We start from the raw sequence: 23471 nt of genomic DNA, 5'->3' as shown, positions 1-23471 counted from the left end.
GCCACACAATGCGCGTTTTAATTGCACACAAAAAAATATTGTGTGATTCTGAGTGTCATCGTTTGTCTGGTGGCGTGAATCACGAGACGTCGTCAAGGCAGTGTTCAATCTGTCAGCAGGAGTTGTCCGATGAGTATTCCCCAGTCCTCAGCACCCGACACCACGCCGAAACTCGGCGCCGCGCTGCGGCAGCGGCACGTCACGATGATCGCGCTTGGCGGCATCATCGGCGCGGGCCTTTTCGTCGGCAGCAGTGCGACGCTCGCCACCGTCGGGCCGGCCGCGTGCGTGTCGTATCTCGTGGCCGGCATTGTCGTGCTGATGGTTATGCGCATGCTCGGCGAAATGGCGCTGGCGGTGCCCGGCGTCGGTTCGTTCACCGAATACGCGCGCATTGGCCTCGGCAACTGGGCCGGATTCACCAACGGCTGGCTCTACTGGTACTTCTGGGTGATCGTCGTCGCGGTCGAGGCCGTGGCGGGCGCGGCGATCTTGCAGCGCTGGATACCCGCGCCCGTGTGGATGATCGGCCTCGTGCTGCTCTCGGTGATGACGCTGATCAATCTGCTCTCGGTCAAATCGTATGGCGAGTTCGAGTTCTGGTTCGCGTCGATCAAGGTCGCGGCGATCATCGTGTTTATCGCCATCGGCGCGGCTTATGTGTTCGGTTTCGGGCATGCCGGCAGCGCGCTGGCGAATCTGAGCAGCAATCGCGGCTTCATGCCGTTCGGCGCGATGTCGATTTTCGCGGCCGTGCCGACGGTGATTTTCGCGGTGGGCGGCGCGGAGATCGCCACCATTGCCGCGGCCGAATCGGACGATCCCGCCAAAAGCGTCGCGGCCATGACGCGCTCGGTGATTCTGCGGGTCATCACGTTCTATGTCGGGTCGATGTTCCTGATTGCGTGCATCGTGCCTTGGGGCAGCATCGTCACCGGCCACTCGCCGTTCGTCGCCGCGCTCGAAACGATGCGGATTCCCGGCTCGGCCGACATCATGAACGCCATCGTGCTGGTCGCCGTGCTCTCGGCGCTGAATTCAGGCTTGTACGTGTCGTCGCGGATTCTGTTCCGTCTCGCCGAACGCGGCGACGCGCCGAAGTCGCTGCTCAAGCTCACGCCGCACAAAGTGCCGCGGCTCGCCGTGCTGCTGAGCAGCGTGGTCGGTTATGTGGCGATCGTCGCGGCTATCGTGTCGCCGCAGGGCGTGTTCCTGTTCCTCGTGAACGCGTCGGGCGCCGTGATGCTGTTCGTTTATCTCGCGACGGCGCTCGCGCAAATCCGCATCCGCCGGCGCATCGAGGCGACCGAGCCGCAACGGCTCACGCTCAAGATGTGGCTGTTTCCGTGGCTCTCGTATGCGGTGGTGGTGGCGATCGTCGGCGTGCTCGTCGCGATGGGCTCGGATGCATCGCTGCGTCCGCAACTGATGGCGAGCGCGGCAAGCGTCGCGGTGGCGTCGGCGGCCTATATGCTGGTGGCGAGGCGTCAACACCGTCAGGACAGCGGCGGCACGGCCACGGGTTATCGGTCGCCGATCGGCCCGGAAGCATTCGAAGGACGCAAGTGATGCCGGAGATTGCCATCATCGGAGCGGGATTCATCGGCCTCGCGAGCGCTGCGGCGCTGATGCGCGACGGCCATCGGGTCACGCTGTTCGATCCGGCCGGCGTGGGGCAGGGCGCGTCGTTCGGCAATGCCGGAACCTTCGCGCACTACGCGTGCATCCCGGTCAACAACCCGTCCGTGTTCCGCGATTTGCCGCGCTTCCTGCTGTCGAATCAAAGCCCGTTCAGATTGCGCTGGGGGTATCTGCCGCACCTCACGCCGTGGCTCGTGCGCTTCATGATGAGCTCGCTGCCGCGGCGCTATGAGACGAGCGCCGGTGCGCTCGCCGCGCTGCTCGATTGCGCGCAGGACGGCTACGCGCCGCTGCTCGCCAATGCGGAGTTGGCGCGTTTTGTCCGGCCGCGCGAGTGTCTCTATCTGTACTCGAACGCGGCTTCGTTCGATGCCGCACGTCCCGCGCTCGATCTGCGGCACAAGCTGGGCGTCGCTTTCGAGGTGCTCGACGGCGCCGCCATTCGCGCACTTGAACCGGCGCTGGCGCCGATCTTCGAGCGCGGCGTGCTGTTCAGCAATAGCTGGCACTTTTCCGATCCGCAAGGCTTTCTGCAGACGCTGTATGAACAACTCGCCGCGCAGGGTCTGAAGCTCGAACGCTCGACCGTCGACGCGGTGCAACCCGGCACGGACAGCGCGAGCCTGACGGTCGGCGGCGTGGCGCGGCGTTTCGATCACGTGGTGGTGGCGACCGGCGCGCGCTCGGCGCAGTTCGCCAGCCAGTGCGGCGACCCGCTTCCGCTGGATACGGAACGCGGCTATCACGTGCGCTTTCCCGGCGCGCAACAACTGGTGTCGCGGCCGGTCGGCTGGGCCGAGCGCGGTTTCTACATGACGCCGATGAGCGACGGCCTGCGCGTGGCGGGCACGGTCGAACTCGCCGGCTTCGGCGACACGCGCAACCGTTCGCTGCTCGACCTGCTGACGTTTTCGTCGAAGCGTGCGCTGCCCGCGCTCGATACGCCGGATAGCAACTGGCTCGGCTTTCGGCCCACGTTGCCCGACGGCGTGCCGGTGCTCGCACGCTCACGCGCGAGCGAGCGCGTGATCTACGCGTTCGGTCATCAGCATCTGGGCTTGACGCTGGCAGGCGTGAGCGGGCGCATCGTCGCCGATCTGATCGCACAGCGTGCGCCGCCGCTCGATCTCGCGCCCTACGCGGCCACGCGCTTTTGATTGCAGCAGAGGGTTGGTTAGCAGATTTTTTTAAAGGTTTTACCACCAGCATCGCAGAGCGGTTTCGACGCGTCGCGCATCGGATCGGCCAATCTGCCCACACACGCGCGACGTCACATCTCGCAAGGAGCGCATCATGAATCGCCGCTATTGGCTGTTGAGTGCCACGGTCTGTGCACTCGCCACGTATATGCCGTTTTCGTGGGCCGCCGACCCCCAGATCGTCAAGATCGGTTTCGTCGGACCGCTGACGGGGCCCGTTGCGCGGGTCGGCAAGGACTTGCAGTACGGCGCGCAGTTGGCGCTCGATGAAGAGAACGCGAAGAACCCAACGATCGGCGGCAAACCGGTCAAGTTCGTGCTCGACGTGCAGGACGATCAGGCCGATCCGCGCGTGGCGATTCAGGTCGCGCAGAAACTGGTCGACGACGGCGTGGTCGGCGTGATCGGCCACTACAACTCGGGGTGCAGCATTCCGGCCTCGACGGTCTATCACCAGGCGAACGTGGCGATGATCACGCCCGGCTCGACCAATCCGCAATTGACCAAGCAAGGCTTCAAGAACGTGTTTCGCACGATGGGCCACGACGGTATCGGCGGCGTCGTGGCGGGGCATTTCGTGGTGGAGCAGATGAAGGCGAAGCGCATTGCCATCATCGACGACCGCACCGCCTTCGGGCAAGGGCTGGCCGATGCGTTCGAGAAGGGCGTGAAGGAAGCGAACGGCAATATCGTCGATCGCGAATTCACCAACGACAAGGCGATCGACTTTCGCGCCATTCTGACCACGCTCAAGAGCAAGAACGTCGACCTGATTTTCTTCGGCGGCCTGGATGAGCAGGGCGCGATGCTGGTCAAGCAGATGCGCTCGCTGGGCATGAGCACGCAATTGTTCGGCGCCGGCGCGCTGAAGAGCAATGCATTCCTGCAGATCGCCGGCACGGCGGGCAACGGAACGCAGGATCTCGAGCCGGGCCCCGCGCTCGACAAGCTGCCGGCCGCGCAGGCGTTCGGCAAGCGCTACAAGGCGCGCTTCAATCAGGATGTCGAACTGTATGCGCCGTTTTCCTATGACGCGGCGCTCGCCATGCTGAAAGCGATTCACGCCGCCGACTCGCTCGATCGCGCGAAGATCGTCGACAGCCTCGCCAAGGTCACGGTCACGGGCGTCACCGGCAATATCACGTTCGATCCTTACGGCGATCTGATCAAGCCGCCGTACACGTTGTTCCAGGTCGAGCAGGGCCAGTGGAAAAGCGTCAAGACGGTTGGCGGCAGCGGCGCGTGATGGCCTTTTTTTGAAAGCGGACCGTATTGAGCTGCTGCTTTGCCGAGGTCTGTGAGAAAACCGTGACGCCGGGCGATGTCGATGGCGTTGCCGATGCCGGCGGTCATGGTTTTGTCGAGGCACCATAGAAACAGGCAACCGTTCGACGTTATCGCGTCGCGCGGTTGTTTCATTTCTGAGAGCTTTCGACGCGGGGCCGACAGCATGATCGCATCGATCACGCTGTGTGTAGAGCAACTTGGCATGCCCGCGGCCCGCACGCTTTTCGTCGACGACACCGCCTGCAACGGGAACAGCGCGATCGATGCGGGATTGCAAGGGTGACTATTTTCAAACGTGCTATTCGCAGAAGTCCGGATTCTGCTGCACCAGTTCGTGCACCCACTCGCTGAACACCCGCACGGACATGCTCAAACGACGGTGCGGATAGAGAATCGAGAGCGGCAACGGGGCGCAATGGCAGTCGCACAAAATCTCGCGTAGCGCGCCGGATTCGATTGCCTTCGCCGCCATGAAACGCGGCGTCTGGATCAGACCCAGCCCTTCCACCGCGGACGCGACATAGACCAGGCCTTCATTGACCGCGAGTTTGCCCTCGATCGGTCTCTTGATGAGTACGCCGTCCGCTTCGAACTCCATCGGATAGACGCGCCCTGTGCGCGCGGAAAAATAATTCACCGCGTGGTGCCGGTCGAGATCGTCGGGCGTGGCGGGCTCGCCCATCTGCTCGAGATATGCAGGGGCGGCGCAGATCGTCATGCGCACGCTGCCGAGCGAGCGCGCCACCAGGTTCGAATCGTCGAGGACGCCGATGCGGATCACGCAATCCACGCCTTCCTGCACGAGATCCACGTTGCGGTCGGCCAGTCCCAGCTTCACCGTGATGTCGGGATAGCGCGCGTTGAAATCGCGCATCACGGGAATCAGCACGTGATGCGCGAAGGTGGCGGACGTGTCCACGCGGACCGTGCCGCGCGGACTTTGACGTTTGCTCGATAGCGCCGACTCGGCGTCGGAGACCTCGGCGAGAATGCGTGCGCAGTATTCGTAGTAAAGCGCGCCGTCGTCGGTCACCTGCACGCGGCGCGTCGTGCGGTTCAGCAGGCGCACGCCGAGATGACTCTCCAGATTCTGCACGACCGTCGACACCGAAGCGCGCGGCATCTCCAGTGAATCCGCCGCTTTCGAGAAACTGGACGCGTCCACGACGCGCTTGAACACTGCCATGCCTTGAAGAAGATCCATACCGTGCTGTCCTCTCGACGCTGAGCGAATCCGTGATTGCGAATCGTTGGAATGATAGCCGTGGCGCGTCCAGGGCGGACAGTGTGAACGGGACTACGGGTTCACGGAGTCGGCCGCAAAAAACCTTGACTCCCGAAGTTCAGGGCCTATAGTTCACCATATGGCAAAGTCTCCAGTCAGTCAACTCGATCGCACGTTTTCCGCCCTCGTGGACCCCACGCGGCGGGCCATCCTCGCACGCCTCGAACGCGAGCCGGGCCTGTCGGTCACGGAAATCGCGCGTCCGTTGCCGCTCAAACTGCCCGCAGTCATGAAGCATCTCGACGTGCTGAGCGAGGCGGGTCTGGTGGCGCGCACGAAGAATGGCCGGACCGTTTCGGTGGAACTGGTCGCCGGTCCGATGGAAGAGGCGATGGCGTGGCTGCGGCGCTACGAACGCTTCTGGTCTGCGAGTCTCGACCGGCTCGCCGAATTTGTGGAGAGGAGCGACGAATGAACGAAAAGCCCAGCCTGACCATCATTCGGCGCATCAAGGCGCCGCCTGCAAGAGTCTACGCAGCATGGACGCGGCCGGAACTAATGGCGCGCTGGTGGGGACCGGATGCCGGGCCGGTGCTGAGCGCCGAAGCCGATCCGCGCGTGGGCGGCCGCTTTCGCGTGGTGTTTCAGACGCTGGACGGCGAAACGCACGACTGCCGCGGCGAGTACCAGGAAGTGGAAGCGGACCGCAAGCTCGTCTTCACATGGGAGTGGGTCACGCTGCCCGAGCGACGGTCGCTGGTGACGATCCGGTTTCGTCCGATAGAAGAGGGCACCGAACTGTATTTCACTCACGCGCAATTCTTCGACGAGGCCGCGCGCGACGGTCATCAAACCGGCTGGACCGGTGCGTTCGAAAAGCTGAACGCACTGATAGCCGAGCTGGAAAACGAGGCCCGATGAAGCACATCCCACCGAAGTCAACGCATACTGAGGTCGACCATGAAGCTTTACTATGCTGAAACGCTGTCTCCCAGGAAAACCTGCGCGCTAGCCCAATACTTAGGGTTGCCAATCGACTATGCCTTTGTCGATCTGCGCAAAGGTGAGCATGCCCGGCCGGACTATCTGGCGATCAATCCGAACGGCAAGGTGCCGTGTCTCGTCGACGGCGAGAAGATCATCTGGGAGGCCGACGCGATCATGTGCCATCTCGCGCAGCGCGCGGAATCTTCGCTCTGGCCGCGCGGCGCTCAGCAGCAGCTCGACGTGGTGCGCTGGTTCAGCTGGAATAGCCAGCATCTGCTTCGGCATGCCGGCGCGCTGTACTTCGAGTACCTGATCAAGCCGTGGGTCGGACTGGGCGAGCCCGACGCCTCGAAGGTCGCCGAGGCGCAAGGGTTTTTCCGCAAGCATGCCGCCGTGCTCGATCAGCATCTGAAGGGACGCAAGTGGTTGCTTGGCGACGACCTGTCGGTCGCGGATTTTTCGGTCGGGATTTCGCTGCCGTACGCGAAAAGCGCGGCGATGCCGCTTGAAGAGTTTCCGGAAGTGGTGCGCTGGCACGAGCAGCTGAACGCGCTGGATGCATGGCGCGATCCGTTTCCCGCGCGGCAGGAGCGCGCCACGGCGAACGCCTGAGGAGGAGTCATGTGCTGCGCGATAGTTGCACTCACGATGACCTTGCTGGCGAGCTGGCGCAGCATGTCGGGCTCGCTCGCGGGCCGCATCGGGCGGCTGCGCCGGATTGCGATCGCGGTCGTCGCGATCGGTGCGGCGGCGGGGTCCGCCATGGCGGCGGACCAGTTTGCGGTGGCGGGTGATGGACAACAGTCGTCGTTGATCGCGCGGCTGGGTAGCATGCCGATTTGCGGGCACTTTATTCGATAGTGCGCGCGGCGTCCTGCCTGGCTTCAACGTGCTGTGCCGATTTGCCGTATCGTACGAAGTCACTGTACTGCGCGCGAATCGAGGGCACGTCATGGCACTTTCGTCGAAAAACGGTGTGGGGATTTCGGGCAGGCGCCGGTTTCTCCGCTCGGCAGGACGCACTGCGGTCGGCTTGTCGGCGACGCTCGCATTGCCGCGGATGGCGGCGGCTCAAATGCAAACGCCAAGCCAAACGCCATCGTCCAAACCGCAAACCGAATCCGCCACCACGCCGCTCCCACGCATGTCGCAACGCGTGATTCCCGCCACGGGCGAACGCTTGCCCGTGGTCGGTTGCGGTACCTGGCGCACCTTCGATGTCGGCACCGATCCCGCCGGCCGCGCGCAACTCGCCGACGTGCTGCGCATTCTGTTCGAAGCGGGTGGCTCGGTGATCGATTCATCGCCGATGTACGGCTCGTCGGAAGAAGTGGCCGGTGCTTTGCTCACGCAACTGGATGCGCACAACCAAGCCTTCGTCGCCACCAAGGTCTGGACCGAAGGACGCGAAGCGGGCATCGCGCAAATGGAAGAATCGCTGCGCCGCTTTCAGCAGCCGCGCATCGATCTGATACAGGTCCACAACCTGCTCGACTGGCGCACGCAACTCGCCACGCTGCGCGACTGGAAAGCGCGCGGACGGATTCGCTATATCGGCATCACGCACTACACGTCGAGTGCGTTCGACGAAGTCGCTTCTGTCATGCGCAGCGAGAAGCCCGACTTCGTGCAGATCAACTACGCCGCGGACGACCGCGCCGCCGAAACGCGCATCCTGCCGCTCGCGGCCGAATTGGGCGTCGTGATCAATCAGCCCTTCGGCGGCGGCTTGCTGGCACGCGTCGGCAAAACGCCGCTGCCTGCGTGGGCGGCGGAAATCGGCTGCACGAGCTGGGCGCAGATTCTTCTGAAGTTCGTGCTCGCGCAACCCGCGGTGACGGTCGTCATTCCCGGCACGGGGCGTCCGCAATACATGGCGGACAACATTCGGGCCGGTTCGGGTCCATTACCCGACAAGGCGATGTGCGAGCGAATCGTGGCGACGGTGAATGGTTAACCGATCGTTTGCATATTATTCGCGCCAATTCCGTTGTGAACTCTCCAGCTAGTTCAAATTAAAACCTCACTCGAAGTTATTCGCTCCCGCCATTTTGCATAGCACAATAGCGCGCCGAGAAAAATAAAGTTTCCCGTAGTCATACGCGATATCACGATTCTTAGAGGATTAACTCGGCTTCATTACCGATGCCATTCGATTTGCATGCAAATCGCACGAGTGAAGAAAGTTTGTGAAAGGAAGTTGACACGGGAACGTTTGCCAAACTAGGCTACGCACTGTCGTCAAAAAACTGATTCGGTTTAATCCACCTGCCCGGAGACGCAGGCAAGCTGCCGCTTTGCCGATTCATTCAGACGATCGAATAACAGCCAGGGAAAATCTCCTCGGCTGTCGATATGAAAGCATTGTAATAAACGTGTGCCGCAATTCTAAAATCAGCCACAAGTGCTGAGGCGCCAACACGTCCTTATATTCTCGCTAGCAATTCGGTGCTAGTGCGGGAGACCTTTTTCGCTGAAAAAAGAGAAAACCAGCTTAAGCACTCAACGCACTTTATTTTGCCGATATTGTCAGTCGAGGATTAATCATGCGTATAAATTTCCGATTGCAGATGCAGTGCCTCGCACTAGCCGGAATTGCGATTCTGGCGGGATGCGGCGGCAGCGACGGCTCGTCTTCCTTGACGAGCAAATCCGGGCAGGCGCCCGTAGCCGGGTCAGGCGCCTCCGAAGTGGCGCTGGCCCCGCCCGCCGCGCCGGTCGTGGCGGACACCTCGATCAACAAGACGGTGCCGCCGGTCGAGTTGCCCGACACGGTCACGCCGGTCAACTACAAGCTGTGGTTCCGGCCGAACCCCGCGCTGTCTTCGTTCGACGGCCGCGCCGACGTGCAGATCAAGGTGCAGAAGGCCGTCAACGCGATCACGATCGCCGGGCACCGGGTCAAGTTCACCAACGGCACGATCACGCTTCAGCCCGGCAACATCGCGCTGATCGCCACGCCGCAGGACGACGGCGACTTCTATCAGTTGCGCCCTGTGAGCGGGCAGATCGCTGCCGGCAACTACTCGCTGCATATGGAGTGGAGCGGCATCATCAACTTCAAGACCTATGACGATCCGGTCGCCAAGACCGGCGGCAGTTGCGGCGACGATCCGTATCCGGGTTGCTCCGCGGCCGAAGGCGTGTTCCGCGTCGATCTGAAGTCGACCGACGGCACGACGAGCGGCGCGATTCTCACCCAAGGCGAATCGAACCTCGCGCGCCAATGGTTCCCCGGCTGGGACGAGCCGGCGTTCCGGCCCACCTACGAGGTGAGCGCGGAGGTCCCGCAGAACTGGAACGTGGTCTCGAACGCGGCCGAGAAACCGGCGGTGAACGTGGGTAGCGGCTACAAGCTGGTGTCGTTCGAGAAGACGCCGCCCATGCCGTCGTATCTGCTGTTCTTCGGCGGCGGCCAGTTCGACATTCTCGAAGACGACTTCACGAGCCCGCTGCCCGACGGCAAAGGTTTGCATCTGCGGATTTTCACGCCGCCCGGCATGCGTGACTGGGCCAAACCGGCTATGCAGCAGACCAAGCAGGCGCTCGATTACTACTATCGCTACACCGGCATTCCGCTGCCGCTCACCAAGTTCGACACGATCGCGGCCAACGACGCGTTCAAGGAGCAGAAGGACCTGAACTTCGGCGGCATGGAGAACTGGGGCGCCATTCTCGAATTCGCCGACGACATTCTGCCGGCGCCGGGCACGACCATGTCCGATTACGGCGTGACGGTGCTCACGCACGAAGCGGCGCACCAATGGTTCGGCGATCTTGTCACACTGGACTGGTGGGACGATGTCTGGCTGAACGAGTCGTTCGCGACGTTCTTCGAGAACAAAACCAAGGTGCGCTTCTTCCCGGACCGTTTCAGCTGGGTCGACGACGTGAAGAACAAGTACGCGGTGATCAACGCTGACCTGAAGTCCACGGCGTTCCCGGTGCAGCCGAATTTCAACGGCTGGGCGTCGAACGACTTCGTGCTGAGCGCGAGCGCCTTCACGTACGACAAAGGCGGTCACGTGTTGAAGATGCTGGAGAATTACCTGGGTGAAGAAGTGATGCGCAAGGGCCTGCAGTCGTATCTCGCCGACTATTCGCTCGGCAACGTTACCCCCAAGCGTTTGTGGGACGAACTGTCGAAAGCGAGCGGCCAGCCGATGGTGGCAATCGGCGACAGCTTCGTGCGGCAGACAGGCGTGCCGCTGATTTCGCTCGACACGCAGTGCGATCTGACGACTAACCAGACCGTGGTCACGCTGAAACAGTCGCCGTTCCCGAACCAGAATCAGTATCCGGGCACGCAGTGGACCATTCCGTTGACACTCGCATACGGCGATGGCCTCACTTCGCGCAAGACGTTGGCGATGAAGGACACGCAAACCCAGGTGCGTTTGAACGGCTGTTCCGCGGTGCTCGCCGATCCGAGCGGTCTCGACTACTACGTGACCAACTACAGCAACAACGCGTGGAGCCAGTTGCTCGCGCAGAGTAACGCGCTGAAGGATCCGGTCCTGCTGACCAGTCTGCAACTCGAAGCGAAGCTGCTGGTGAACAACGGTCTCGCGGATCCGTCGCGCGTCACGAGTATCGGCTCGCTGAGCCCGGCGGCCACACCGCTCGCACGCCAGTTGCTGATGACGGCGCCGACCACGCAATCGCAGCGTCCGACGATCCGCTATCAGGGCAAGTTCAAACTGAAGCCGCAGGCGCAGCAGGGGCAATAAGCGGGCGTACCGGGTAGTTCAGCGGCCCGCATCGTGTGTTGCTGCGATGCGGGCCGCTTTCTTCATGCCGCTACGGATGCCGCCACAAGTCACGCCGTCGCGCTGGGTCGCGAGGACACCGCGTCGTACCAACGCCTGAGCGATTTCAGATCAGCCGGCACTTGCAAGTCGATTGCTTTCGCGGCGAAGTCGATCGTCACCAGTGCGGTGATGTCGGCAACCGAGAAGCGCTCGCCCGCCACGAACGCGGACTGTTTGAGGCGATCGTCGAGGTCCTCCATAAAATGGACTACCCGTTGCCGGCTGCGTTCGGCGAGCGCGGCAATCTGCTCGTAGTCGTGCGGGCCGGCGATCGCGCGGCCCTTCAAACCGGGCGCGGTGTTGCGGATCGCTTCCATCACCGAGGCAAACCCTTCCTGTTCCGCGCGCCGCTCCCACATCGTGATCAGCGCTTTGTCCTTCGGCGTGCTGCCGAAAAGCGGTGCGTCGGGATAGACGTCCTCGATGTAGCGCTGGATGGCGGGCACCTCGCCAATCGACGTGCCGTCGTCGAGCACCAGCGTCGGCACGACGCGCCGGGGATTGATCGCGCGATAGGCGTCACCGTGCTGCTCGCGTTTGCCGAGGTCGACCGCCGCGAGCGTCACCGTCACGCCTTTTTCGGCGAGAAAGATGCGCACGCGCCGCGAGTTCGGCGACGCGGTGGAATGGTAAAGCGTCAATGTTTCGGTAGTCATGTTCACAGTCCTTTGAATGATGCATCGAGGCGCGCGTTGCAGCGCGCCTCCGCGATTTGGCGGCGATCAGCCCGCCGTCTTGCCGCCGTCCACGGTCACGATCTGCCCCGTGATGAACGACGCCGCCTCCGACGCGAGGAACACGATGGCGCGCGCCACATCGACCGGTTGGCCGACCCGGCCGAGCGGCACTTTGGCGGCGAGCGCGGCCTTGTTCTCTGGCGTGCCGGTGAAGCGGTCGAGCATGCCGGTGTCGGTCGGCCCGGGGGCGACGGCGTTGACCCGCACGCCGGTGGACGCCATTTCGAGCGCCGCAGACTTCGTCATGCCTTCCACCGCATGCTTGCTGCCGGCGTACACGGAAGCGAAGGCCGCGCCTTCGTGGCCGTACGTCGACGAAACGTTCACCACGCTGCCGCTCTTTTGCGCCGACATCACGCGCAGTTCGTGCTTCATGCTGAGCAGCGTGCCGAGCACGTTGGTGTCGAACGTCGCGCTATAGCTCTCGACGGTTTGACTCGTGATCGCGCCGGGCTGGCCTTCGGTGCCGGCGTTGTTCACGGCGGCGTCGATGCGGCCGAAGCGCGCGACCGTCTGGTCGACGAGGTTCGCGACTTCGTCGTCGCGGCGCACATCGGCCTGAATGAAGTGGGCGTCCGCGCCGAGTTCGCGCAGTTCTTTTTCTAGCGCCTTGCCTTCGGCTTCGCGACGGCCGGAGACGACAAGACGGGCGCCGCTGTCGGCGAAGGCGAGGGCAGTGGCGTGGCCGATGCCGGTAAGGGCGCCGGTGATCAGAACGACGGGCTGGGTCATTTCAAACTCCTGATGGGTATGTATTTGCGGTATGGGGGCGAAGCAGGCCGAGGCTGGTTGAGCGGGATGTGATCTGCTTTGAATCGCTGCCTCGAGTGCAATTTAGTGACTTCCCGGCCGGAGTAAAAAGACTTTATAAGCTGGCTGGCATGCCTATCAGGCATGGGCGACTCACGCAGCGCATGTGCCGGACGCGGGCCCGGCGTTCGCCCGCCGCGACGTAAACCCGCTATCAGTCCGCCGACGTCGCAACACGATTCATCCGCCGCGTGATCGAAGCTGGAATAAAACCGGCATCGGCGCAGTCATGCCTGACGAACGACTCGCGAGGGCCGCCGGATGATCCACGGCTCGACTGCGACTCTTAATCGTGAGGTCAACATGTCAACACATGATTCAATCAACGCGTCGCGGCGCGGCGCACTCAAGTGCCTTGCGTTCGGCGGTCTCGGCACGGTGTTCGTTCTGGCGGGCGGCATTCTCACGCCCGTGGAGTTAGCCCTCGCGGCCGACCCGAACTCGTCCGCTGCAAAAGGCGGTGTGCCGCTTTTCCTGCAGATCAGCGACTCGCATATCGGCTTTAACAAGGAAGCCAATCCCGACGTGGCGGGCACGCTGAAACAGACCATCGACTACGTCAACGCGATGCCGGTCAAGCCCGCGTTGACCATTCATACCGGCGATATCACGCATCTTTCCAAGGCATCGGAGTTCGATCTGGCCGCCCAGTTGATGTCCGGTCTGAATATCACGGAGTTGCACACCGTGCCCGGTGAGCACGACGTGACGGACGGCCCCGGAACCGAATATTTCAGCCGCTTCGGCAAGGCCTCGGACAACAAGGGTTATTACAGCTTCGACCATCAGGGCGTGCATTTCATCGGCCTCGTCAACGTGATGCATTTCAAGCCGAACGGCCTGGGCGGCCTCGGCGACGAACAGCTCGAGTGGCTCGAAAACGATCTGAAAGGGCGCTCGTCCAGCACGCCGATCGTCGTCTTCGCGCACATGCCGATGTGGACGATCTACGAGCCGTGGGGCTGGGGCACGGGCGATGCCGGCCAGGCGATGAGCTATCTGAAACGCTTCGGCTCGGTGACCGTACTGAACGGCCACATTCATCAGATCGTGTCGAAAGTGGAGGGCAACATCACGTTCCACACGGCGCGCTCGACGGCTTATCCGCAGCCGACCGCCGGCAACGGCACGGGTCCTGGACCGTTGACGGTGGCCAGCGACCAGCTGCCGAAAATGCTCGGGGTGACCAGCATCAAGATTGCCCGGCATCCACTCAAGGCCACGCTCGACGACACCACGCTGGTTTAAACATCAGTTCATTTCTATCGCAGGAGATCAGTTATGCAAACCAAAAACATTCGCCGCGTTTTGCTCGCAATGGCCGCAAGTTCGGCATTGTTCGCGGCATCGTCGGGGTTGTCCGTGGCTCGCGCGGAAACGCCGAACACCGTCACCATCAAGAATTTCATGTTCATGCCGATGGAGATGACGGTCAAAGCCGGTTCGACCGTGACCTGGAAGAATCTCGACGGCGAGCCGCACACGGTGGTGAACGACTCGGGCATGTTCCGCTCCGCCGCGCTCGACCAGAACGACACGTACCAGTTCAAGTTCGACAAGCCGGGCGTGTACAAAGTGTTCTGCGGTATTCATCCGAATATGAAGGAGACCATCACGGTGCAGTGAGCGTGAGCGTCGCGGGAGACCCTTCTATAGACCGCGATCAGGGCGCTCGCGCATTGCCTGCAGATCGGTTGCATGCAATGCGTGAAGCGCCCTGAGCGCGCGCCCATGCAGTTCCAACAGTTTGTTCAGCGGCTTCTTCAGCAGGCGAACAGACTGGAAATCCGAGTAGTGCCTTTCGTCGCCACGCCGGAAATGGCGCGCGTGCTGCGGATCAGAGGTAAGGGTGAAAACAGAAAGAGTAGCTCTGGAGCGCTCCCTAAAATAATCCGTCCAACGGCTGCTAACCCGGCATCAGGAACAGCGCTTGCGTTTAATTTGGTGCCCCTCGAAGCGTCGACGTCTCTACTGCGCTCGGGCGTGGCTGTCGTGTGCTTCAAAGCCACCAGCGGCTTCTGCCGCGCATGCCTGTTCGGCTTAAACAGACAGCCAGCTAGCCCTTCCCGGACATCGCGCGTGACCACCCGCGGCATGAAACGTTTTGCGTTGTTTTGCCTGTTTCTTCCGTGCAAAACTGCCTCGCAAAGACTGCGTTTAAAGCGCAGCATTGCCATGTTGACGTTCTCGTGCGATGGGCAGGACAGATTCTTCGAGCGGCGTATGACCTGCGAAAACCTGCGAAATCGTGTGAACAAAGTCGGCCTCCCGGCCAGACGTGAGGATTCCGGAGTTATTGCGATGTACAACGATGCGGACTCGCCAAAATCGGTGCTCGATGGCCAGGATGCCGGCGGCCAGGCGAGCGGTCTGTCAATTTCCGCCACGCCGCCGAGGTTCGGACGCCTCGCCATGTGCGTGGCCGCGGCCAGCGCGCTGGTCATCGGCGTGATGGGTACGGTGGCGTATAGCGTCTGGTTCAACCACGACCAGCAGGCATACGCCGAAGCCATGGCCGGCGCACGCCGGGCGCTCGGCAACGGCGCGTCGGCGAATGCGGCCGTGATGGCAAAAACCACGAGCATGACCGCAGCGGCGGCAGCGGCCGTACCGGCAACACTGCCGCAGCCGTTGCATGCAACGGTGACGAGCGGCGCGACGGTGGCGGCATCGCCAGCCGTCGTGGATCAGGAAGCGGGCGGGCAGTTCGCGTCCTGGTCCGGCCAGGTCAAGGCACCGGCGGCGCAGCCCACGGTCGTTGCGAATGCGGCGAATGTGGCGTCCGGCACGTCCGCATCCACGCCACCGCCGCCCGCGTCCACTCGCCGTCCAGCAAACGCAAACGCCGCACCGACGCAGCAACTGGCCGCGGCGCGTCCGGGCAAAGATGGCCGCGCCTCGCCTCAGGAGCGCCGCGCCGCGCCAGAAAGCGCGCGCCACAAGAACAATCTGTTCGCCCGCATGGGGCTCTTTTTTCGTCGAGTGAGTTACCGGCAGCATGGCAACACCAATCGGCAAGACATCTACTCCCATCCGTGAGCGGCGCCGCGCCGGGCGCGCCGGTGCAAAAGGCGCCTTCGTGAGCCCCTTCAGACGGGCTCCGGCGCTGCTTGCCGGCGCGTCTTTGCTTTGTCTGCTGGTCGGTCTTCTTTATCTCGCGCTGCAGATCAGGACCATCTTCTCCGATCAACTGAAACAGGAATACGCCGGACTCGTGCTCGAAGCGGCGGAGCGCGCGGAAAGCGCTCGCGCAATGGTCGGCGTGTGGCAGCAACACGCCGGCGACGGTCAGACGCAGACGCAGGCTTATCGCCATGCACGCATCGAACTCGCCGATCGCCTGAAGTCGCTTGCGGCATTGGTGAATGCCAGTCCGTTGGCGGCGCCACGGATGCCGGCGTCGGCGTTGACGCCCGATGCCAGTCTGAACGGCACCGATGCGCTGCTTGCCACGATCCCGCCGTACTGGCGCGCGCAGCGCGATGCCGATGGCGCCGACGTGCGCCTGCGCATTGCCCATGTCGCGAATGTATTGATCGCGCTGGCCGCGCTGCTGTTCTGCATGTTGCTCACCGCGCTCGGCATGTACGCTAAGCGCAATCGTCAACTGGCGGGCGAGTCGTACGAGTTCGAGTACGCGGCGCTGCACGATTCCATGACCGGCTTGCCGAACCGGCGCAGCCTGTTCGCCATGCTCGACGAAGTGGCGGCGAATTTGCACGCCGGCCCGATGTCTCGCAAGATCGCCGTGCTGTATGTGGATCTGGACGGCTTCAAGCAGGTCAACGACACGCTCGGCCACCGCGTCGGCGATGAATTCCTGATTGCGGTGTCGCGGGCCTTTCGCGAGTCGGTGCGCAAAGGGGATGTCGTCGCGCGCATTGGCGGCGACGAATTCGCGGTTCTGATTCGAGAGTATTCGACGCCGGATGAATTGGCCGAGATTGCCCGGCGGCTGATTGCGTGCGTGGTCGAGACCGACACGGAGATGGGCATCGGCGTGGTGCGCGCAAGCATCGGCATTGCCAGCTATCCCGATCTCGTCAGCGATTATCAGCGCCTCGTCGCCGCCGCGGACGACGCGATGTATCACGTCAAGCGTGGCGGCAAGAACGGCTACGCTTTCGCGGCTCAGGCTGATTGAACGGCGCGCTCAGCAGATATGGGTTTCGGGCGTTGCTTGCGCCGCTTGCGTTTCCCTTTCCGATTCCGTTTTTAGTATCGCTTCCCGACCTGGCCGTTCATTGATGACCGCGAGGCGCACGTCGTCGCTCATGGTCTTCCACGCGCGGATTTCGTCGCGCGTACGCAGACAGCCGAGGCAGAAGCCGGTTTTGCCGTCGAGTTTGCAGATATCGATACAGGGTGACTGGATTGTCATGATCCGACTAACGGTTCCGAGGGGTCGACCTCGACGGTGATCGGCGAGAGTCGGTTAGAAAATGCTGCAGCATTGTAGGGGAGAAGCGCGCTTTGCGGGCCAAAGCGCGCGCATCGTCGCGCGCGCGGAGTCTTGTTTCGTGCTACAAAATCGAGGCTTGCGCGTGCGCGCCGGTTCATGCGCGTGCGGAGCCACAGTCATCCGGGTTCATCCAAATCGGAAAGATCCATGTTCAGATATTCGTTGATGCGCGCCGTTGGGCGCTTGAGCCAGCCTCAGTGGATCGTCGCCGTTATGGCGGCGGCGCTCGCCGCCTGTGCGCCGGTGCCACCGGCCAGCAATCAGGCCTTCGTTCCGCCTGCCGTTATTCGGCCCGCTGTTCAGCCCGCTTTTCAGCCCGACAGCGAAGCCTCCGGACTCCCGGCCGACGGCCCGCTGGCCGTGCCGCCCAACCTCGTCGCGCTGACGCAGCCGGCCGGCCAGAAACGCCTGACGAGCGCCACCTCCAACCAGTCGTACTGGCCGCTCTCGCAGTATTTCGAAACCCAGCGCAACCAGGCCTATTGCTCCGTCGCGACCTCGGTCATGGCGCTCAACGCATTGGGCATCCGCCGGCCGCAGTCGACCCTGTACCCGGACTTTCCGTTCTTCTCGCAGGAAGATTTCTTCCGCGGCATCGATCCGCAGGTGGCCAACGCCGCCAAGGTCTCGCAGGAGGGCATGACGCTTGATCAGCTCAGCACGGCCTTGAAGGCCTTTCCGGTCGACGTCCGGAAATATCACGCGGCGGACCTGTCGCTCGGCCAGTTCCGCGATCTGGTGCGCGCGACCGCGAGCCACAGCGACCGTTTCGTGCTGTTGAATTTCAGGCGGGTGGAAATCGGCGAGACGGGTGGCGGACACTGGTCGCCGCTCGCCGCGTACGATTCGGCGAGCGACAGCGCGTTGCTGCTCGACGTGGCGCGCTACAAATATCCGGCCGTGTGGGTGCCGGTCGCGCAGTTGTACGCAGCCGCGTTGGCGGTGGATAGCGTCAGCGGCATTTCACGCGGCATCGTGATCATCGGCAAGCGGCCGGGTTGATGGCGGCTTGCCGAGGCGGCCGCGACATTCAATCGTGCGGCACGAGAGGCGGCTCACGCGAGTGCGGCCACAGCAAACCGGCGCCCGCGCGATCCCGTTCAGGCGCGCGTCACGCCTCTTCGTTGCGCCATTCCGTCAGCCCTTCGCGCGCATTCAATTCGATGAACGAAGGACGCGCGCGTTGCTGTCGGATATAGCGGGCAAGATTCGGCCAGCCGAGCGCGGGCCTCGGCATATTGCGGGTCCAGCGCATCAACATGACTGCCATGAAGTCTGCGGTGCTGAGCTTGTCGCCGATCAGATAGTCATGGCTTTCGCCGAGGTGCGCATCGAGCTTGTCCCACGCTGCGTCGAGACGACGGCAGGCCAGCGCGCGAACCGCTTCGGCGCCGCCGGGGTCGCCATCGGAGCACGCGTAGAACCAGTCGCGCATGGCGGGCAGAATCGTGTTGGCAAGATAGACCATCATTTCGAGCCACGCGGCGCGATCGACGGAACCCGGCTCGGGGGCGAGCGCGGCCTCGGGATGCCGCTCGGCCAGAAGGATCAGCAACGCGGCCGACTCATGGCGCGGCGTGCCGTCGACCATCAGCGTGGGCACGCGTCCCGCGGGATTGAGCCGCAGATACGCCGGGTCGCGCTGCCGGCCGGCGTCGATGTCGATCAACTGGGATTCGAACGAGATGCCGAGCTCGATCAGCATCCAGTGCACGGCCATGCTTGCCGCGCCGGGCGAATAGTAAAGCACGTAAGGGGTGGAATCGCGGGGCATAGTGGCTTGAGGTCCGGTTTCGATCCGGCGGACAGTCTACCGCCGTTCCCGGCGCGTGCCTATGCGCAATCGGCGAGCGAACGCGCAGTCAGCGCTCGGCAGCGCAGGCTTGGCCACCGGCCAGAACGCATCGGCTGCGGGCTGCCGCGCCTCGTCATCCCCAAGCTGCATTCTGCAAAACGATCCGATACCCGTCCGGATCTTCGAACGTTTTACCTTGACGGTCCCAGTACGGATTCTCCGATGCGCACGCCGGCACGCCGAGCGCTTCCAGCCGTTCGACGGCCGCGCGCCATGCGTCGCTTTCCGGGAGATAGAGCACGAGCAGGTGCTCGGTGGTCGGCGCGCGTTCGACGCTCACGCAGTGCTGATGGGTGAACTCGATGTGCCATGCACAGTCTCGCCGCCCGACGATCACGCCATCGAAGCCTTCGTGATTCTCGAAGCTCGCGAGGACTTCGAAGCCCAATCCCCGCGTATAGAAATCAGCGACCTTATGCAGATCGTTGGTAGGGCGAGCGACTCGGAGAACGGGCGGCTGCATCGGCAACTCCACGAAACACGGGTGTGCCGCAAAGCATAGCGCGCCGCAGCGCGCCCGAGTGCGTCAAGAAGGTTCAGGCGCTGCGCGCCATCTCGCCGATGCCCGCGTTGAACTCCTCCCTGTGTGTACCCGCGGCGACCGCCGTACGCGCCCGAATCGGGGTCTTGCGAGCCCGCGTATCGCGCAGCGCCGGACGTGCATCGACCAGATCCGCGTACAGCGCGAGATAGTTCGCGGTGGACGCGTCCCAGCCGAAGTCGCGGCTCATCGCATTGCGCTGCAGCGCGTGCCACGACGACGGTTGCACGAACGCGGCCAGCGCGCGGCCGAGCGCATGCACCACGTCGTCCGGGCTTTCGCCGTCGAACAGGAAACCCGTTGCCTTCTGCTCGCCACGAGGGTCGTGCGGTACGTAGTCGACGATGGTATCGGCCAGGCCGCCGACGCGCGAGGCCACCGGGATCGTGCCGTAGCGCATTGCGTAGAGCTGCGTAAGGCCGCACGGTTCGAAGCGGCTGCCGTGCAGCAGAATGTCCGCGCCCGCGTGCAGCATGTGCGCGCGCCGCTCGTCATAGCCGATTTGCACGCCGACGCGCCCCGGCCACGCGGCCGCGACGTCCTGCAAAGCCTGTTCGAGCGCGGGCTCGCCCTGGCCGAGAATCGCGAACTGCAGCCGCGGATGCCGTTCGAGCAGGGCCGGCAGCGTATGGACGACGACATCGGCAAGCTTCTGTTCCGTCAGGCGGCTGCCGATAGCCACCAGCGGCGCGAACGGATCGCGCGTCAGACCGAAGGCCTGTTGCAGTTCACGCTTGCAGGCCTGCTTCCCGGCGGTGTCGTCGACGGAGTAGGGGCGCGCGATATGTTTGTCGGTGGCCGGATTCCACACGCTCGTGTCGATACCGTTGACGATGCCCGACAGCTTGGCGGCCTGGGCCTGCAACACGCCTTCCATGCCGTGTCCGAAGTGCGGCGTCAGGATCTCGCGTGCGTAGCGCCGGCTGACCGTCGTGACGCGGTCCGAATGGACGATGCCCGCTTTCATCATGCTCAGCGAGCCGTAGAACTCGATGCTGCGTTCGTCGGAGAGCGCCGGCGCCAGCAGTTCCGGCGGCACGCCGATCCAGCCGCCCATGGCGAGCGGATGATTGCCCTGGAATGCCAGGTTGTGAATCGTGAAGACGCTTTTCGCGGCGACGCCCGCGAGCCGCAGGTACAGCGGCGTGAGTCCTGCATGCCAATCGTGCGCGTGCACGATGTCGGGGCGCCTTACGTTGCGCACGCCGCGCGCGACTCGCGCGGCCGCTGCCGCGAGCGAGGCGAAGCGCGTGAGGTTGTCCAGATAATCGCGCCCTTGCGGATCGCGATACAGGCCTTCGCGCGCGAACAGGTGATCCATTTGCAGAAGCAGCACCGGCACGCCGGTGTCAGGCATCTGGCCGCGCAGCAGCCGCGCGTCTCCGCCGGGCAGGCCGGTCATGCGCGCGACCGGCTCGACGTCGACCGCGCGTTCCAGCGCGGCCGGATAAGCGGGCATCAGGATCGAGACATCGACGCCGGCATCGCGCAGCGCGGCGGCATAGGCGCTGATCATGTCGCCGAGGCCGCCGGATTTGGCGAGCGGCAGGGCTTCGGAAGCGACGAGAAGGACGTTAAGCGGCAAAGTGGCCCCCAAGGACGGGTTTTTGCACTTGCACAGTGCGGTGGGATTCGCGGACGCGTCAGTACAGCAAGGCATGTGCCTGAGGTCAGCGGTTATATAAGGGGGCGCGAGGAGGGTTTGTGGTGCAGTGCGGGTGGGCGGATGCTTGGCTTGAAAAGCGTATTTATCTGGCTTGACGCTCAGCCGTCGCCAGCGCCGTTCTTTCATTCGTGTGTAGGTTTGACACTCAAGTTTGACAAACCGGCGTGGCGTCTAAAAAATAAAAGGGCTGTCGCCGAAACGACAGCCCTTCGTCACCACGCAAACAGGCAAGCCGGAATCAATGCACCGGCGCGTGCGTCTGCTCGACCGGCCGCGGCTGCGTCATCGCGCTCACCAGCGCGAACACGATGATGTTCACCGCCAGCGCCAGGAAGCCAATATTGATGTCCTTCAACGCATCGGGCAGGAACGGCATCAACTGACCGATGCTCAGGTGCATCGTGGTCGTGACGGCCACCACCGCGACGCCGGCCAGGATCCCGCAAAACGCGCCTTGCTTGGTCGCGCGGTTATGCGGACGCAGGCTGCAGATCACCGCCGGAAAGAGCTGGGTCACGAAGCTGTAGCCCATCAGCAGCAACGCGACGATGGTTTCGCCGCCTTGCAGCGTGAAGCCGACCGCCACCAGCGCCACCACCGGCACGAGGAAGCGCGCGAGCTTCGCCACCGTGGCGTCCGACGCGTTGCGGCTCACCATGCCGCGATACACGTCGTTGGCGAGCAGCGTCGATGCGGAGGTCAGGATCATCGAGCCCGGCACCAGCGCGGTCAGAATCCCGGCCGCGCCGATCACGCCGACGAACCACGGGTCGAAGGTCTGCAACGACAGGCGGAACAGCGAGAGGTCGATGTCGCCGCCCTTCAGACCCGGCACCTTCAGCGTCGCCGCGAAGCCCACGAAGAACACGAACAGCAGAATCAGCTGGTAGAGCGGCAGCACCATCGCGTTGCGGCGGAAAATGCGTTCGTCCTTCGCGGTGAAAATCGAACCGAAGGTATGCGGCCACATGAAGAAGCCCAGCGCGGTCAGCAGCACGGTCGACTGGAACCACGTCACGCTCGAACCCTTCGCCGGGAAGGTCAGGAAGCCGGGGCGCGCGGCATCGATCGCGCGGAACATGTCGCCGAAGCCGCCGTAGTAGTGCAGCGGCAAATAGATGCCGAGGAACAGCACGATGGCGAGAATCAGCAGGTCCTTCACCACCGAATTCCACGCCGAGCCGCGTACGCCGGAGACGATCACATAGGCTGTCACGACACAGGCGCCGATCCACACGGCCGCCGTCGACGAAATCGCGCCGTACGAGGCCGTTGCGACGATGATGCCGAGCCCCTTCAGTTGCAGCACGAGGTAGGGAATCAACGCGGCCACGCCGACCAGCGCGACGAGCGTGCCGAGCGCCGGGCTGTCGTATTTGCGCGTGAAGAAGTGCGGCTGCGAGACGAGCCGGTGATTCTTCGCATAACGCCAGATCGGCGGCAGCATCCAGTACGAGAGGATATACGCGAGCGTGCCGTACGCCAGAATGTAATAGACGGGCGCGCCCTTGCCATAAGCAAAGCCGCTGCCACCGAGGAAGGTGAAGGTCGTATAGATTTCACCGGCCATCAGCAGGAACACAAAGGCGGTGCCGAAGCTGCGGCCTCCCACGGTCCATTGCTCGAGACTCATGTCGTGGCCGCGCTTGGCGCGCACGCCCAGGTAAAGCGCAAACAGCGTGATTGCGGCAATGATGACGAGTGCGCTCATGAGCTGACCTCCTCGCCGTCGGCGGCGAGTTGACGGTTGGACGGATCCAGACGGTAGACGATCGCCATGATGATCGAACTGAGCACCACCCACATAACGATCCAGGCCAGCACGAACGGCATGCCGAGCATCAGCGGCTCGACACGATTCACAAACGGGACACCGAGCAAAATGCCGACGAACGGCAGCGCGGCGAGTACACGAAGCAACATGGGGGCAACTCCTCGAACTGGTAAGTACGTCTCGTTGAAAGTGCGGCTTCGCTGGGGACTGTATGCCGGATGCTCTGGTCCCGTAAAGTGGGTCAAAAAAGTGTAGGCTTTCTGAAAGTTGTGGGCGCATCTTTATGCGGTTGGTTGCTGCGCTGCAAGGCGGCGTGCATAGCGTGGCGCGGTGCCGCACGGCTGCCGGCGCCTGGCTTTTTTACGGCTCTGGCTGGCGCGGCGCGATATCATCTCGCCACGCAACGCGAGCAACTTCTGGATAACCTCCGGAGCGCCGGAGAGATTCCGGGTTCATCAACATGGCGCGGCGTGCCG

24 protein-coding genes are annotated in these 23471 nt (G+C 63.3%); 15 read left to right on the top strand and 9 right to left on the bottom strand.

Annotation, left to right across the window (positions count from 1 at the left end; genetic code table 11):
* Positions 1-129 precede the first annotated feature (129 nt).
* The 4 genes from ACFSNN_RS33630 (at position 130) to ACFSNN_RS33615 (ending at position 4410) form a co-directional block, all read left to right on the top strand.
* Positions 130-1569 (top strand): amino acid permease, encoded by a 1440-nt coding sequence (locus ACFSNN_RS33630; protein WP_134464437.1) that lies wholly within the window; start codon positions 130-132, stop codon positions 1567-1569.
* Positions 1569-2798 carry an NAD(P)/FAD-dependent oxidoreductase gene (locus ACFSNN_RS33625; protein WP_134464439.1) on the top strand — a complete coding sequence of 410 codons (1230 nt, stop codon included), beginning with the start codon at positions 1569-1571 and terminating at the stop codon, positions 2796-2798. The genes ACFSNN_RS33630 and ACFSNN_RS33625 overlap by 1 nt, the downstream gene beginning before the upstream one ends.
* 136 nt (positions 2799-2934) lie before the next feature.
* Positions 2935-4086, top strand: a complete 1152-nt coding sequence (locus ACFSNN_RS33620; RefSeq protein WP_106278151.1) for a branched-chain amino acid ABC transporter substrate-binding protein — start codon at positions 2935-2937, stop codon at positions 4084-4086.
* 81 nt (positions 4087-4167) lie between these two features.
* Positions 4168-4410 (top strand): hypothetical protein, encoded by a 243-nt coding sequence (locus ACFSNN_RS33615; protein ID WP_377689634.1) that lies wholly within the window; start codon positions 4168-4170, stop codon positions 4408-4410.
* A 15-nt stretch (positions 4411-4425) separates the two neighbouring features.
* Here ACFSNN_RS33615 and ACFSNN_RS33610 read toward each other — a convergent pair whose 3' ends face one another.
* The gene (locus ACFSNN_RS33610; RefSeq protein ID WP_134464441.1) at positions 4426-5331 is read right to left on the bottom strand and encodes a LysR family transcriptional regulator; all 906 of its coding nucleotides are present in this window, start codon (positions 5329-5331) and stop codon (positions 4426-4428) included.
* A gap of 160 nt (positions 5332-5491) precedes the next feature.
* On the opposite strand from ACFSNN_RS33610, the gene ACFSNN_RS33605 reads away from it, so the two are divergent.
* The 6 genes from ACFSNN_RS33605 to ACFSNN_RS33580 all read left to right on the top strand — a co-directional run bounded on the left by ACFSNN_RS33605 (position 5492) and on the right by ACFSNN_RS33580 (position 11069).
* Positions 5492-5827 (top strand): ArsR/SmtB family transcription factor, encoded by a 336-nt coding sequence (locus tag ACFSNN_RS33605; protein WP_134464443.1) that lies wholly within the window; start codon positions 5492-5494, stop codon positions 5825-5827.
* Positions 5824-6273, top strand: a complete 450-nt coding sequence (locus ACFSNN_RS33600; protein WP_134464445.1) for an SRPBCC family protein — start codon at positions 5824-5826, stop codon at positions 6271-6273. The genes ACFSNN_RS33605 and ACFSNN_RS33600 overlap by 4 nt, the downstream gene beginning before the upstream one ends.
* 39 nt (positions 6274-6312) lie before the next feature.
* Positions 6313-6951: a glutathione S-transferase family protein gene (locus tag ACFSNN_RS33595; RefSeq protein WP_134464447.1), complete on the top strand. Its 639-nt coding sequence runs from the start codon at positions 6313-6315 to the stop codon at positions 6949-6951.
* 9 nt (positions 6952-6960) lie between these two features.
* Positions 6961-7200: a hypothetical protein gene (locus tag ACFSNN_RS33590; protein ID WP_134464449.1), complete on the top strand. Its 240-nt coding sequence runs from the start codon at positions 6961-6963 to the stop codon at positions 7198-7200.
* A gap of 91 nt (positions 7201-7291) precedes the next feature.
* Positions 7292-8296, top strand: coding sequence for an aldo/keto reductase (locus tag ACFSNN_RS33585; RefSeq protein ID WP_134464451.1), 1005 nt, complete (start codon positions 7292-7294; stop codon positions 8294-8296).
* A gap of 589 nt (positions 8297-8885) precedes the next feature.
* Positions 8886-11069, top strand: a complete 2184-nt coding sequence (locus tag ACFSNN_RS33580; RefSeq protein WP_134464453.1) for a M1 family metallopeptidase — start codon at positions 8886-8888, stop codon at positions 11067-11069.
* Positions 11070-11158: 89 nt separating this feature from the next.
* Here ACFSNN_RS33580 and ACFSNN_RS33575 read toward each other — a convergent pair whose 3' ends face one another.
* Positions 11159-11806 carry a glutathione S-transferase family protein gene (locus tag ACFSNN_RS33575; RefSeq protein ID WP_134464455.1) on the bottom strand — a complete coding sequence of 216 codons (648 nt, stop codon included), beginning with the start codon at positions 11804-11806 and terminating at the stop codon, positions 11159-11161.
* A gap of 66 nt (positions 11807-11872) precedes the next feature.
* Positions 11873-12619, bottom strand: a complete 747-nt coding sequence (locus ACFSNN_RS33570; protein ID WP_134464457.1) for an SDR family NAD(P)-dependent oxidoreductase — start codon at positions 12617-12619, stop codon at positions 11873-11875.
* A 381-nt stretch (positions 12620-13000) separates the two neighbouring features.
* Between ACFSNN_RS33570 and ACFSNN_RS33565 the strand changes: the two genes are divergently transcribed.
* The 4 genes from ACFSNN_RS33565 to ACFSNN_RS33550 all read left to right on the top strand — a co-directional run bounded on the left by ACFSNN_RS33565 (position 13001) and on the right by ACFSNN_RS33550 (position 16841).
* A complete protein-coding gene (locus ACFSNN_RS33565) occupies positions 13001-13945 on the top strand; it encodes a metallophosphoesterase family protein (protein ID WP_134464459.1) in 945 nt (314 codons plus the stop codon).
* A gap of 33 nt (positions 13946-13978) precedes the next feature.
* Positions 13979-14323, top strand: a complete 345-nt coding sequence (locus tag ACFSNN_RS33560; RefSeq protein ID WP_134464461.1) for a cupredoxin domain-containing protein — start codon at positions 13979-13981, stop codon at positions 14321-14323.
* A gap of 105 nt (positions 14324-14428) precedes the next feature.
* A complete protein-coding gene (locus ACFSNN_RS33555; RefSeq protein ID WP_377765127.1) occupies positions 14429-15736 on the top strand; it encodes a hypothetical protein in 1308 nt (435 codons plus the stop codon).
* A gap of 40 nt (positions 15737-15776) precedes the next feature.
* Positions 15777-16841, top strand: a complete 1065-nt coding sequence (locus ACFSNN_RS33550) for a GGDEF domain-containing protein (protein ID WP_134464467.1) — start codon at positions 15777-15779, stop codon at positions 16839-16841.
* Positions 16842-16850: 9 nt separating this feature from the next.
* On the opposite strand, the gene ACFSNN_RS33545 is transcribed toward ACFSNN_RS33550, so the two are convergent.
* Positions 16851-17078: a DUF1289 domain-containing protein gene (locus tag ACFSNN_RS33545; protein WP_134464469.1), complete on the bottom strand. Its 228-nt coding sequence runs from the start codon at positions 17076-17078 to the stop codon at positions 16851-16853.
* 228 nt (positions 17079-17306) lie between these two features.
* Here ACFSNN_RS33545 and ACFSNN_RS33540 point away from each other — a divergent pair, with 228 nt between their 5' ends.
* The gene (locus tag ACFSNN_RS33540; protein ID WP_134464471.1) at positions 17307-18161 is read left to right on the top strand and encodes a phytochelatin synthase family protein; all 855 of its coding nucleotides are present in this window, start codon (positions 17307-17309) and stop codon (positions 18159-18161) included.
* A gap of 109 nt (positions 18162-18270) precedes the next feature.
* Here the strand turns inward: ACFSNN_RS33540 and ACFSNN_RS33535 are convergent, their stop codons facing one another.
* The 5 genes from ACFSNN_RS33535 to ACFSNN_RS33515 all read right to left on the bottom strand — a co-directional run bounded on the left by ACFSNN_RS33535 (position 18271) and on the right by ACFSNN_RS33515 (position 23144).
* On the bottom strand, positions 18271-18933 hold the full coding sequence (locus ACFSNN_RS33535; RefSeq protein WP_134464473.1) for a glutathione S-transferase family protein: 663 nt from the start codon (positions 18931-18933) through the stop codon (positions 18271-18273).
* A 154-nt stretch (positions 18934-19087) separates the two neighbouring features.
* On the bottom strand, positions 19088-19477 hold the full coding sequence (locus ACFSNN_RS33530) for a VOC family protein (RefSeq protein ID WP_134464475.1): 390 nt from the start codon (positions 19475-19477) through the stop codon (positions 19088-19090).
* Positions 19478-19550: 73 nt separating this feature from the next.
* Positions 19551-21140: a glycogen synthase GlgA gene (gene glgA, locus ACFSNN_RS33525; RefSeq protein ID WP_134464477.1), complete on the bottom strand. Its 1590-nt coding sequence runs from the start codon at positions 21138-21140 to the stop codon at positions 19551-19553.
* A gap of 319 nt (positions 21141-21459) precedes the next feature.
* Positions 21460-22932 (bottom strand): sodium:solute symporter family protein, encoded by a 1473-nt coding sequence (locus ACFSNN_RS33520; protein WP_134464479.1) that lies wholly within the window; start codon positions 22930-22932, stop codon positions 21460-21462.
* On the bottom strand, positions 22929-23144 hold the full coding sequence (locus ACFSNN_RS33515) for a DUF3311 domain-containing protein (RefSeq protein ID WP_134464481.1): 216 nt from the start codon (positions 23142-23144) through the stop codon (positions 22929-22931). The genes ACFSNN_RS33520 and ACFSNN_RS33515 overlap by 4 nt, the downstream gene beginning before the upstream one ends.
* Between the last annotated feature and the right edge of the window lie 327 nt (positions 23145-23471).

The sequence above is a fragment of the Paraburkholderia dipogonis genome, from assembly GCF_042680985.1.
Lineage (GTDB): Bacteria > Pseudomonadota > Gammaproteobacteria > Burkholderiales > Burkholderiaceae > Paraburkholderia > Paraburkholderia phytofirmans.
Note: the sequence above shows the minus strand (reverse complement) of the source record. Positions and strands in the feature narration are given on the sequence as shown.